Source organism: Micromonospora sp. NPDC050686, assembly GCF_040654475.1.
GTDB lineage: Bacteria > Actinomycetota > Actinomycetes > Mycobacteriales > Micromonosporaceae > Micromonospora.
Window position 1 is genome coordinate 1 of the sequence record NZ_JBFAID010000095.1, and the last position, 12124, is coordinate 12124.

Below are 12124 nucleotides of genomic sequence, written 5' to 3' on the forward strand. Positions count from 1 at the left end.
GCGCGGTCGACCGGGCTCGGGCCGCTTTTTTGGGCCACGTCTTGCGGCCCGCACATGGGAGGAGTCGATCACGGCGCGGGACCAGTCGAGCTTGCCGGCTGCCTGGAGTTCGGCCAGCAGCAGCTCGTGCAGCCGCTGCCACACCCCCGCCCGGTTCCACTCCTCCAGCCGCCGCCAGCAGGTCATCCCGGACCCGAACCCCAGCTGTTGGGGCAGGAACTCCCACTGGATGCCGGTGTGCAGCACGAACAAGATCCCACACAGCACCTGCCGATCCGGGATCCGCCTGCGGCCCGGATGCCGTGGGTTGCGCTCGGGCTTGGGTAGCAACGGCTCGATGCGCTGCCACAGCCCGTCCGGCACGATCCACGGCGGCTGCTCGCCACGCCTCACGGCCCGACATCGAAGATCACGCTCTACAACGGACGACAGACCCACAGATCATTTAGTTAGGAACTCCAAGTGAAGGATATCCTACCGAGTGCAGTCGGCCGTGCCTGCGCATCGTCAGGAGGAGCGCCTACCTCAGCTCACCGATTCGTTGCGGAAGCGGTGGCCGGTTGAGGTGAATGAGACTCGGGTCGCCGAGATCATCAGAACCGAGGAGTCGTCATGAATCTCGCCGTCATTGTCGGCGTAGTGCTCGCGCTGTTCGTCACGGTGGCGGCGATCCTCTACCTGAGCCGCCGGCGCGCCACGCCGCACGCCCTCGGCCGGTCGTTGCGACTGGTCGCCCTCGGGGTGGCGCTGGGCATCGCCGTCGCCCTGCTGCCCGACACCGTGTCGGACAGCGGCGCCGCCACCGGCTACCTGCTGGGCGTGCCGATCGTCGCGGCCGTGTTGCCCCTCGTCGCCGACCTGGCAGGTCGCGCCGTCGCGGCCACGACGGCGCTTGGTGCGCTGGTGATGCTCGCCTGGGGCCTGCTCCTGGGACTCGGCGACGGAATCTACTTCGTGATTCCGGCTCTCGTTCTCGGCGCGGCGGCGGTCGCGTCGATCGCCCCGCGCCGGGGCATGTCCGCCCGCAACCACTCCGACCGGCCCGTGGACGCCTGACGGCTGAGGCGGGACAGCGTCGTGTCGGTTCAGTCGAACGAGATGCGGAGCAGGCCACCATGAACCACCGCTACGACACCTCCGTCCGATCCACCATCATCGACAGAGGATTTGCGGCGAACGCGGATTGATCCCGCGCTTGGCCGAGAACCTTGTCTGCGTAACCTTCTGGCTGTTCTCAACGGCGCGACCCGAGGGGCTGACAACTCCACCGCCCCTTCGTCTGGTCGTCTGGTCGTCTGGTCGTCTGGTCGTCTGATCGTCGGTCGGCGCGTCGGGTGGCGCGGGCGATATTGGGTTCGCCGTTGATGCGGTGCCAGCCGATCGCGGTGTTACGCAGGGTGGCCATGACGGCGGGGCCGGTGCCGGTCCGGGCCTGATGTTGGTCTTCACGGAACGTGACATCTCTGACGCGATGGACCTGGTTCTCGATCAACCACTCTGCGCTGGCCCAGTGCTGCAGGTCGGCGGGCTGGGCGTCGGCGGCGGGCAGGGACGTGATCAGGTAGGGCGGTCTCGCGGCTGGTCTTGCCACGGCGCGAACGCACCGCCAGCTCCCCGGCGAAACGCTTGCCGAGAAATTTTCGTCCAGACCTTCTCACGATCGGTCGCGTCCACGGAAGTGCTGTACGACTTGTCTCTGATGGGGGGTTGCGTAGATGAGAGACGGCCATATCGGGCTGTCCGTGTGGTGATTCAACGATCCTGTGCGGAGTCCTGGTCCGTCACGAGTCCAAGCCGTATCCCGAGTTCGGCCGCGGCCGGCACCTTCAGGTCCTGGTAGAGCTGGTACGCCTCCATCAGCAGTTCTCGCGTGTTGGGGCTGTCCGCGTCCTCCGCCGCGGCAAGGGCTACCAGTGCGCGCGCCTGGAGGGCCGGGACTTCCCTCTCGATCCAGTACTGCAGGGATCGTCGGAGTCGCTCGACCGCACCGGCGGCATCGACGCGCACGCCGATTTCGCCGAGGCTCAGCTCGGTCAGAGCCAGACCCCAACGGTGCTCCCGCTCGCGAAAGATGTCCTCCGCCGCGGTCAGCGCCTGCTCGGCCTCGGCCAGCCGGCCCGGGTCCTGCACCAGGGCCTCACCCAACGCCCGCTGGCTCTGCGCCGCGCCGATCGGATCGTCGATCTGCTGGAACAGGCGTACCGCTCGGCGGGCCGCCCGCTCCGCCTCGGCAGCCTGGCCAGAGGCCAGGAGCGCACCGGCGAGGACACGCAATGCGTACGCCTGGGTGAACCGGTCACCGCACGCTCGGGCGATGGCCAGTGCAGAGCGGATGTGGTCCACCGCTGCGGTGGTATCGCCCCGTTGCCGTAGCACGAATCCGAGGCTGGCGAGCGCGAGGGCCCTGTTCGGGTTCCGGCTGACCCGGCCCAGCTCTTCAGCCGCGCCGCGTAGTTCCGCCTCGGCCTCCTCGAGTAAACCCGCGAGGCCCATCGCGAAACCTGTGTCCTTGCGAGCCAGCGCTGCGCCAACCGGATCGCCGATCTCCTCGGCGAGTGCGCGCGCTCGGCGCAGGGCCGAAACTGCCCCATCCAGGTCGTCTAGCTCGATCAGGCAGCTGCCGAGTCCACGCAGCATCGCGGCCTCGCCCGCATCGTCGCCGGCCTGACGGCAGGCGACCAGAGCCGACTCCATAGATCGTCGCCAGTCGTCGTAGTAGCCGCGCAGCTCGTAGAAGTCCGCACTGCAGCCGGCCAGGCGTCGTGCGGTAGCCGTCAGGCCGGCCGCGGCGCACGTTTGCACCAGCATCGCCAGCGGATCCCGCTCAGATTCGAACCATTCCACGGGCCGACTAGCTGCGACGGCGACCGCCCGCTGATTGGCGATGGGCACCGGATCGGCCCCGTCGTCGAGATGGAGCCGCTCACAGTGCAGGCGGTCCTGAGCCTGTCGGGCGAGGGCCAACCAGCCGTCCGCGACGCGCGACAGCGCGGCTAGCCATTCGGCTTGGCTGACGTCGGCGTCACACCGCTCCCGTGCGTACAGCTGAGTCAGGTCGTGCAGGCCGTAGCGCGGCTGGCCGGCCTGGTCCGGGCCGAGGTCGTCCAGCAGCTGGGCATCGAGTAACTCGTCGAGGGCGGTGAGACCCTCGGCCGGTCCGATGTCCATCAACCGGGCCACCGGCCACGCCGGGAAGGATGGGATGCCTAGCGCGCCGAGCAGCGCGAAGGCCCGGGCGGCGACCGGTGTGATGGTCCGGTAGGCCATTTGCAGCCCCGGGCGCACGGCGAGGTCGCCGTGCCGCAGCTCGTCCAGGCGGCGGCGATCGTCCGCCAGCCTGTCGGCGAGCGTTCTTACCGTCCAGTGTGGTCGTGCGGCTAGCCGGGCCGCGACGATCCGGACCGCCAGCGGCAGCCCGCCGCAGGCGGTGACCAGTTCGGTGGCGGCCGCCGGTTCGGCTCGCACACGTTCCACGCCGGCCACTCGGCCGAGCAGTTCGAGGCCGGTCGGTCCCGGCAGCGGACGTAGGTCAATGGCCGCTACGCCCGGGAGAGCGGTGAGTGGCAAGCGACTCGTCACCAGCACCGCGGCGCCGTCGGGCGGAAGCAGTGGCTCGATTTGCCGGTAACCGTCGGCATCGTCGAGCACGAGCAGCACCCGGCGTCCCGCCAGCCGGGCCCGGAACAGGCCCGCCCGTGGGTCCACCCCGGAAGGCAGGAATGATCCGTCCACCCCGAGCAACCGCAACAGCTGAGCCAACACGTCGGCCGGATCGGCCGGCTTTGCGGTGGCCCCGCGCAGAGACGCGTACAGATTCCCGTCGGGAAACTGGTGCGCGAACCGATGAGCGGCGTGTACCGCCAGAGCGCTTTTCCCCACGCCCGGTGGCCCGGAGATGACTGCCACCCGGGTGCCGGGTGCGGTCGGATCGAGCACCTTGCGCAGCAGGGTGACTTCATCGCCGCGGCCGACGAAGTCGGGGATATTCGCGGGCAGCTGCCGGGGCGGCACACCGGCCGCGGGTACGTCGGCCGGCAGCGCCCTGTGGCTGGATCGGCCAACGCGGTTGGCCAGGAAGAGGGCCCTACCGGCGTTGACGAACTCGCCCCGTTCGGCTCCGGCCAGCTTCAGCGCCGTTGCGAGTTGCTCGAGGGTATGCGGGCGCGGCCCCCGTCCGGTGCCACGCTCCATCCCGCCGATCGAACGGGAGCTGATTCCGGCCTGCTCGGCGAGCGCTTCCTGCGTGAGCCGACGGTTTAGCCGGTGGTGCCGGAGCAGTACCGCGAACGCGTCGCCCAAGCTCAAGGCCTCCCCGTGATCCCGTGGCAGACGGTATCAGACGTTCGGCCAAATGTCGGGTCCAACGTCCTGTGCGCTCAGGTTTTCGTCGACTTCAATTGACTTTGCCGATCCACATCGGACGGCCGGTATGGAGGAGGCAACCATAACCCGCGCGACGGCAGGACTCGCCAGCCGCATGGTCGGCCTCGTCGCCCCGAAGGCAACCGCCGAGCCGGGTGGCGAGCCGCCGGCAGGCATTTTCGTCTAGTCGACGTCCAGCCACTTTCGGCACATCACTGCTCGAACCGGTCCGCTATGGACCACACCACAACTGGAGGTTCGTGTGAATGGAAGATCCCCGATGAGGGGGAAGACGGTTGGGTGGCTGCTCGTCGCCGCAGTGGCACTGACCGCGACAGTGGCGGCGACTGCCGCTCCGGCATTCGCCGTCACGCCCGACCTGGAGTCGGACCTGCCGCCCGCGCTCGCGCCGCTGACCACCGCGTACGAGACGGCTCCCTGCGATCCCAACGGGCCCACCGCGAACGACGGGGCTCTGGCCACCCAACTCAACTCGCAGTTGACGTCGGACATGCGAGGCTACATGACCGCCTACCGGGTGTCCTGTGCTCGAAAGGTGGTCGAGGCGGTCAAGGCGCGGGGGCTGGCTTCCCGGGCGGGCGTCATCGCGATCGCCACCGTGATCGTGGAGACCCACCTGCAAAACATCAGCGTGGAGGTCGACCACGACAGCCTCGGCCTGTTCCAGCAGCGCGCGTCGTGGGGGACCCGAGAACAGCGGCTGAACCCGACCTGGGCTACCAACGCGTTCCTCGACAAGATGATTCGGCTCTACCCGAACAACTCCTGGGCCAGCGCCCCCATCGGGGAGGTCTGCCAGGCCGTGCAGGTCTCGGCGTATCCCGACAAGTACCAGGTGCAGGCCTCGGACGCACAGGTCATCGTCAACGCCCTATGGAACCCGCCCGCCGCGTATGCGTTGGCGGGTGACTGGTTCAAGACCGGTGAGTTCACGCCGGCGGTGGTCCGCCGCGACGGCTCGGTGTGGGAATGGCACATCAAGCGGACGCAGAGCGGCGGAGCGGCGGACGAGGTAATCCGCTACGGCAACACCCATATGGTGCCGGTGGTTGGCGACTGGAACGGCGACGGCTACTGGACCCCGGGCGTCGTGGCCAACGAAAACAACTCCCTCCGCTGGTACATCAAGGACTCCCTCACCAGCGGCGAGGCCGACTACAGCTTCCTCTACGGCGGCAAGGACAACATCCCCGTGGTCGGTGACTGGGACAAGAACGGCACCTTTACCCCGGGCGTCGTGTCCAAGGACAACGGCGCCTGGAAGTGGGAACTGCGCAACGCCAACAGCGGCGGCCCGGTCAGCCACACCTTCCGGTACGGCAACTCCAACACCTGGCCGGTGACCGGTGACTGGAACGGCGACCGCTACTGGACCGCCGGCGTGGTCGACGACACCAACGGGCCACGACGGTGGTTCCTGGAAGACCAGGTGGTCTCCGACGGCCTGGCGAACACGCAGTTCGACTACGGCAGCCACGGCACCTACCCCGTACCCGGCAACTGGAACGGCAACACGGCCGCGACCGAGCCAGGAATCGTGGAGAACTACGACAACCGGGTCTGGCGCTGGCACCTGAAGCACACGGTCAGCGGCGAACTCGCCGACGAGCACTTCGACTACGGCGACGACGCCCCCTACCCCTACCCGTACTGACCTGGAGCCACGACGATGCGTAGACGTTTCCTCAGCAGGAGCCTGCTCGGCGCCACGACCACCCTTACCGCCCTGATCGCCATGCTGCCCGCAGCCGGCCCGGCCAGCGCCGCCGACAACCCGAACCCGGCGAGAATCACCGACGCTTCCTGGTGGCTCATGCAGGAGCTGCTGAAGCTCCAGCCAGGTTCGCAGAACGGCGGAATCTACGCCAACAAGCCCGGCTATCACAACACCCGCGCGGCCAACGATCCGAGCAACTATTCCGTCCGCGACGCCGAGGACCAGGGTGGCCCATCCGACAAGGCCGCCGCCTACGACTGGACATTCCCCGAGGCCCAGAGTCTCGCGCTGGCCCCAAGCGAGGTCGACCCGGACGCCGACCAGATCCTTCCGGCCGACGTGCAGAACGCGACCTCGAACTACACCAACATCGCCCGCTTCTCCAGCCGCCTGCTGGCTTCGGGCAAGGACTCGAGCGATCCCCGACTGAATGGATGGCGAGAGTTCTTCGGCCAGGCCGACACCGACACCACCGTGGAGGGCTGGGACTTCCGGTACAACCGCTCGTCGTCGTCGGACTCCTCGCACCTGTGGCACATCCACCTCAGCGAGGACCGGGACAAGGTGAACAGCATGGAGAACAAGCAGGCGCTGCTCAGCGTGCTCCGAGGAGAGACCGTGGAGCAGTGGCGGAGCAAAACCCAATCGGCGTACGCGTTGGCGGGTGACTGGTTCAAGACCGGTGAGTTCACGCCGGCGGTGGTCCGCCGCGACGGCTCGGTGTGGGAATGGCACATCAAGCGGACGCAGAGCGGCGGAGCGGCGGACGAGGTAATCCGCTACGGCAACACCCATATGGTGCCGGTGGTTGGCGACTGGAACGGCGACGGCTACTGGACCCCGGGCGTCGTGGCCAACGAAAACAACTCCCTCCGCTGGTACATCAAGGACTCCCTCACCAGCGGCGAGGCCGACTACAGCTTCCTCTACGGCGGCAAGGACAACATCCCCGTGGTCGGTGACTGGGACAAGAACGGCACCTTTACCCCGGGCGTCGTGTCCAAGGACAACGGCGCCTGGAAGTGGGAACTGCGCAACGCCAACAGCGGCGGCCCGGTCAGCCACACCTTCCGGTACGGCAACTCCAACACCTGGCCGGTGACCGGTGACTGGAACGGCGACCGCTACTGGACCGCCGGCGTGGTCGACGACACCAACGGGCCACGACGGTGGTTCCTGGAAGACCAGGTGGTCTCCGACGGCCTGGCGAACACGCAGTTCGACTACGGCAGCCACGGCACCTACCCCGTACCCGGCAACTGGAACGGCAACACGGCCGCGACCGAGCCAGGAATCGTGGAGAACTACGACAACCGGGTCTGGCGCTGGCACCTGAAGCACACGGTCAGCGGCGAACTCGCCGACGAGCACTTCGACTACGGCGACGACGCCCCCTACCCCTACCCGTACTGAAACGGTCGGCGGTGAGAGGCCGGGCGAGTCGGCGGTTGCATTGGCGACCTCCGATGTGCCCGGTGCCGACTACCGGCGGATTTGGACCCTCGGGTCGTACCATCTCAAGGTCGACACCCCGCGGTCCTGCTCGGGCAGCCGACGCCAGCTGACGGTGGCCCTGACGGACGGCAGCCAGCACATTACGGAGTCCGAATTCACGTGACCGACACTCGAGCAAGGGGGCCGGTGGCGCTTGACGCCGCCGGCCTCGGTGTCGTCGTGGTGGTCGCCGGGCTCTGGGCCACCGGCCCGGGGCCGTTCGGCGGACCCCGCCCCGCGCCCGAGGAGGTGCTCGGCATGATGCGTGACGCGTCCGACGTATCGGGCGTCGGTGGCGCATCGACCAGGGGCGGCAGGGTGCTCGCGGTGCCGGCAGGCGCGGCGCCCGACTTCTGGCGGCTCATTGAGCTTTTGGCGGGCTTCATCACGGCCGAGCCGTACACCGTGATGGTGAGGACCGACGACACCGGTCATGCCTGGACGGTACGGATAAGCGAAGGCCCATTCGTGACGACCCCGATCGAGGCCAAGCGGGCGAACGCGGTGTTCTCGGCACCGCAGTGCAGGTCTACCTGAGCCTCTGGAACCGGGCGGACGAGATCACAAGGGAGGGCCGATCCGACGTCGTCGACCAGTGGCGATCACAGATCCAGATTCGCTGGAGCTGACGTAACGATGACGCCAAGGGGTCAGGTGGCGGTTGAACTCCGGCTGCACGGTTCAGCTGGGTCGACTCAGCCGCTGCCAGGCGTGGCGCAGGTCCGCCTGCACCGAGTCGTGAGCCGCTTCCTCGACGACTCCGGCCGGCGGGTCCTCGCCCGGATCGCGCATCTCGGCACCGGGTACCGACAGCACGACGCCCCGCTCGTACAGGTCGGCGATCTGCTCCCGGTGCGCGAAGCGGTGGGACTGGTCCGGCCCGGGCGGTGTCACGATGACGCCGTGGAAGATGTCCTGCCGTTCGTCGGCGAGCACGTGCTCGACCACGCCGACGGGTGCCGAGTCGACGTCGTAGACCCGGGTGCCGACGGCGAGCGCGAGGTACGAGACCTTCGCGCCGAGATCCTCCACGACGTTCACGGTACCTGTCGCCTGATCACCAGGGGGCCCGATCACGATGGTTGGTCTGGCCGCGACCAGGGCTGCCGGCGGGCGCCGATCGTCAGGCTCAGGCGGAGCCTGCCCGACCCATCTCGGCGAGGATCCCGGTGCCCTGACCGAGCTCGATCAGATAGCCGTCCGGATCGCGCAGGTAGCACCGGATCTCGACGCCATGATCCTTGGGCTCGGTCAGGAACTCCCCACCCCGTGACCGCCACTGCTCGTAGACCGCCCGGACGTCGGTGACCCGGACGTTCATCGCGCTGCTGAGCGTGTTCGAATCCGGCGGCGCCTTCGCCTGCACACCCGGCTTGTCGTCGGTCGGACCACCCTCGTCGTTGAGCACGATGTAGCTGTTGTGGAACCGCAGGATCGCCGGCTGGCGTTCCCGCACCACCGTCGCGCCCAGCACCCGCTGGTAGAACTCCCGGGAACGGTCCACGTCCCGCACGATCAGCAGGTGCGTGAGCACCAGCCCAGCCTCGGGCTGGAAGTAGTCGGGCGGCTCGCTCGCCATCACGCCTCCCCCGGGGTTCAGGTCGGCAGGGCATACCCGCCTGCAGCACCGACACACCCCCACGGCAACAACGAGTCACCATGACGGGTGCCGGCTGTTACCGTCGGGCCCGTGCCCGCCGACGACATCCGGCACCGGGTCGGGTCGGCCCGGGTGGCCCGGCTGACCACCGTCGGAGCGGATGGACGTCCGCACCTGGTGCCCGTGTGCTTCGCGCTGCTCGACGATGTCGTCTACCACGCGGTGGACGAAAAGCCCAAGCGACACCGGCGGCTGCGCCGGCTGGAGAACATCCGGGCGACGGGGCATGCCTGCCTGCTGGTCGACGAGTACGACGAGGACTGGTCGCGGCTGTGGTGGGTCCGCCTGGACGGGCACGGCCGGCTGGTGGAGGACCGCGCGGAGGAGGCCGCGGCCCGCGCGGCGCTGGCGGACAAGTACCCGCAGTACGTCCAGCGGCCACCAGCCGGGCCGGTGATCGCGGTAGCGGTGACCGGCTGGTCGGCGTGGTCCGCGGCGGACGCGGCAGCCGACCCGACCGGGTGAGCGCCGGTCGGGGGTGTCAGCGGCTCGGAACGAGGGCGTCGAGCACCTCGTCGGCCCGGCGCAGCGACGCCCGTGCGTCGGCGCGGGGTGAGCCGATCTCCGGATCGAAGTTGAGGTCGACGAACACCTCCGTGATGCCGGCTTCGGCGAGTCTGCCGAGATCCGACCGGATCTGCTCGAGCGTGCCGGTGAGCGGCTCGCGCTCGGCCGGGCCCGTCGGGCGTACGCGGACCGCGCCGCGGCAAACGAATCGCAGTGAGCCGGGATCCCGGCCGGCCTCCGCCGCGGCGGCCTTGACGGTCGCGACCGCCTCGCCGATGTCCGTCAGGTCCGCCTGGCTGCCACTGACCCAGCCGTCGGCGAGCCGGCCAGCCCGGCGCAGCGCGGCGGGCGCCTGGCCGCCGAGCAGAATCGGCGGGTGTGGCCGCTGCACCGGCTTCGGCTCCAGACGCGTCGGCGGGACCTGGTAGAACTCGCCGCGATGTGCGGCGACGTCGTCCTGCCAGAGGGCGCGGAGAACGGCGAGGAACTCCTCGGCCCGCTGGCCCCGCCGATGCTTGCTCACCCCCGTCGCCTGGTACTCCTCGTCCGCCCAGCCGAGGCCGAGTCCCACGTCGAGCCGTCCGCGGGCGAGGATGTCGAGGGTCGCGGTCTGCTTGGCCAGCAGCACCGGAGAGGTGAACGGCATGTTGAGCACCGCCACGCCGAGCCGGACCCGCGTGGTGTGGGCCGCCAGGAACGCCAGCGTGGTCAGCGGGTCCTGGACGCTGTGGTAGGTCTCGCTCCAGCCGAGGTCGGCGGGGACCAGGAGACGCTGGAACGTCCAGAGCGAGTGGTATCCGAGGTGCTCGGCGCGGCGGGCGACGTGGATCATGCTCTCCGGTGTGGCCCACGAGCCGGAGACGGGCGCGGCGAATCCAACCTCCACCCGCGCACCGTACCCGGATCGGGCCAGGAAATGGCTCGGTTCAGGCGCCGACGCTGCGGCCCACCGGATGAAGCAGCCGCCGGATGTCCTTCGGCAGCTCGAATTCGAGGTTCCGGAGGTCTTCAGCGTTCACCGCCTCGCGCAGGGTCGTCAATGCGGCGCGGGCAACCTCAGCACATCCCCACAGCGCGCAACTCGATCGTGGGCTGCCCGACGGAACCGAACTGGTCGTGAACGAGCAACGACCGGGCGACGATGCCGACCACGGGCTGACCGTGACGGCGGCTCGCATCGTGCTGGCCGGCGGTCTCGGCGAGGTTGTTGTCGGGAGCATCACCAGCGCGGTGCACAATTGTCCGTGATGAGCGATCCACCGGCCGACCGTGACGCGTACGTGGACGCGTTCGTGCGAGCGGCCCGGCAAGCGGTAGCCGGCGACCTCGCCGACTGGACCGCCACCCTGGAGACGCTCGAGGTGGAATACGAGCCGGCCGCCGGAGCGGACTCGGCCTACGCAACGGCGACCTTGCGCTTCCGCGGCCGCCGGTACCGCTACCGGCGCCGGATCTGGCCGGCCGACCACCCCGCCCTCTCGAAGGCGGGGCTGTACGCCACCCTGCTGACCGAACGCCTGCTTACCAGGTCTCCGTCGGGGGAACCCGACGGAGACGGTTCGATCATCAGGATCTGACCGCGACCCGGATGAAGAGGAGGCGCGCCGACCAGTACTACTTCCACCGGCGAGTACTTCATCTGCTGGTCATGAGGACAACGTGGCGACTCTGCTTGGGAAGACCGCCCGGCTGCTGCAAGGCCACCACCGGGCCGGTGTACCTCGCCGACCGCCGCGCCCCGGTCGGCGGGCGTCGCGCCCAAGCCCCCGCGGACATCGACCCCGACACCGGCCGCGGCCGGCTGTCGTACCCCCGCGCCGAGTACGCCCAATTACGGTCACGGAAGTTCATCCGAGCCCTCAACCGCCACCACATGGTCGGATCGATGGGCCGCGTCGGCACCGCTGGCGACAACGCCGCCATGGAATCCTTCTTCGGCCTCCTGCAGAACAACGTCCTGAACCGCCGATCATGGGCCACCCGCGAGCAACTACGGATCGCGATCGTGACCTGGACCGAACGGACCTACCACCGCCGCAGACCACTGCGATCGCTGTTCCGGTTGACCCCCATTGAATTCGAGACCATCATGCACCCACCAGCCAGTCAGGCCGCGTGACCAAGAGTTCCTAGCAAAATGTTCTCTGGGCTTGTCCGTTGTAGAGCATGATCTACGATGTCGGGCCGCGAGGCGTGGTGAGCAGCCGCTGTGGATCGTGCCGGACGGGCTGTGGCATCGCATCGAGCCGTTGCTGCCCAAGCCCGAGCGCAAGCTCGACTGGTCCCGCGCCGTGATCGACTCCTCCCATGTGCGGGCCGCAAGACGTGGCCCAAAAAAGCGGCCCGAGCCCGGTCGACCGCGC

Annotated in this window: 10 protein-coding genes and 4 pseudogenes; 8 read left to right on the forward strand and 6 right to left on the reverse strand. The window is 68.8% G+C overall.

Annotation, left to right across the window (positions count from 1 at the left end; all coding sequences use genetic code 11):
- Positions 1 to 393: pseudogene (locus AB0H57_RS31670) on the reverse strand (IS5 family transposase); the annotation flags it as partial.
- Between the two features lie 219 nt (positions 394 to 612).
- On the opposite strand from AB0H57_RS31670, the gene AB0H57_RS31675 reads away from it, so the two are divergent.
- Complete coding sequence (locus AB0H57_RS31675; RefSeq protein ID WP_357512344.1) at positions 613 to 1056, forward strand: hypothetical protein; 444 nt, start codon at positions 613 to 615, stop codon at positions 1054 to 1056.
- 178 nt (positions 1057 to 1234) lie between these two features.
- Here AB0H57_RS31675 and AB0H57_RS31680 read toward each other — a convergent pair.
- Positions 1235 to 1489: pseudogene (locus tag AB0H57_RS31680) on the reverse strand (hypothetical protein); the annotation flags it as partial.
- A 263-nt stretch (positions 1490 to 1752) separates the two neighbouring features.
- A complete protein-coding gene (locus tag AB0H57_RS31685) occupies positions 1753 to 4299 on the reverse strand; it encodes a helix-turn-helix domain-containing protein (protein ID WP_357512345.1) in 2547 nt (848 codons plus the stop codon).
- A gap of 343 nt (positions 4300 to 4642) precedes the next feature.
- Between AB0H57_RS31685 and AB0H57_RS31690 the strand changes: the two genes are divergently transcribed.
- The 3 genes and pseudogenes from AB0H57_RS31690 to AB0H57_RS31700 all read left to right on the forward strand — a co-directional run bounded on the left by AB0H57_RS31690 (position 4643) and on the right by AB0H57_RS31700 (position 8131).
- Entirely contained in the window at positions 4643 to 6037 is a 1395-nt protein-coding gene (locus AB0H57_RS31690; RefSeq protein ID WP_357512346.1) for a hypothetical protein, read from the forward strand.
- Positions 6038 to 6136: 99 nt separating this feature from the next.
- Positions 6137 to 6733 (forward strand): annotated as a pseudogene (locus tag AB0H57_RS31695) (hypothetical protein); the annotation flags it as partial.
- Positions 6734 to 7741: 1008 nt separating this feature from the next.
- Positions 7742 to 8131, forward strand: coding sequence for a hypothetical protein (locus AB0H57_RS31700; RefSeq protein ID WP_357512347.1), 390 nt, complete (start codon positions 7742 to 7744; stop codon positions 8129 to 8131).
- 144 nt (positions 8132 to 8275) lie between these two features.
- Here the strand turns inward: AB0H57_RS31700 and AB0H57_RS31705 are convergent, their stop codons facing one another.
- Positions 8276 to 8626, reverse strand: coding sequence for a PRC-barrel domain-containing protein (locus AB0H57_RS31705; protein ID WP_357512348.1), 351 nt, complete (start codon positions 8624 to 8626; stop codon positions 8276 to 8278).
- Between the two features lie 97 nt (positions 8627 to 8723).
- Positions 8724 to 9173 (reverse strand): VOC family protein, encoded by a 450-nt coding sequence (locus AB0H57_RS31710; protein WP_357512349.1) that lies wholly within the window; start codon positions 9171 to 9173, stop codon positions 8724 to 8726.
- A gap of 111 nt (positions 9174 to 9284) precedes the next feature.
- Here AB0H57_RS31710 and AB0H57_RS31715 point away from each other — a divergent pair, with 111 nt between their 5' ends.
- Entirely contained in the window at positions 9285 to 9719 is a 435-nt protein-coding gene (locus tag AB0H57_RS31715; protein ID WP_357512350.1) for a TIGR03668 family PPOX class F420-dependent oxidoreductase, read from the forward strand.
- Between the two features lie 16 nt (positions 9720 to 9735).
- Here the strand turns inward: AB0H57_RS31715 and AB0H57_RS31720 are convergent, their stop codons facing one another.
- Entirely contained in the window at positions 9736 to 10647 is a 912-nt protein-coding gene (locus tag AB0H57_RS31720) for a TIGR03619 family F420-dependent LLM class oxidoreductase (RefSeq protein WP_357512351.1), read from the reverse strand.
- Positions 10648 to 10730: 83 nt separating this feature from the next.
- On the opposite strand from AB0H57_RS31720, the gene AB0H57_RS31725 reads away from it, so the two are divergent.
- The 3 genes and pseudogenes from AB0H57_RS31725 to AB0H57_RS31735 form a co-directional block, all read left to right on the forward strand.
- Complete coding sequence (locus AB0H57_RS31725) at positions 10731 to 11009, forward strand: hypothetical protein (protein WP_357512352.1); 279 nt, start codon at positions 10731 to 10733, stop codon at positions 11007 to 11009.
- Entirely contained in the window at positions 11009 to 11338 is a 330-nt protein-coding gene (locus AB0H57_RS31730; RefSeq protein ID WP_357512353.1) for a hypothetical protein, read from the forward strand. Before AB0H57_RS31725 ends, AB0H57_RS31730 begins: the two co-directional genes overlap by 1 nt.
- 248 nt (positions 11339 to 11586) lie before the next feature.
- Positions 11587 to 11880: pseudogene (locus tag AB0H57_RS31735) on the forward strand (integrase core domain-containing protein); the annotation flags it as partial.
- Positions 11881 to 12124: the final 244 nt, after the last annotated feature.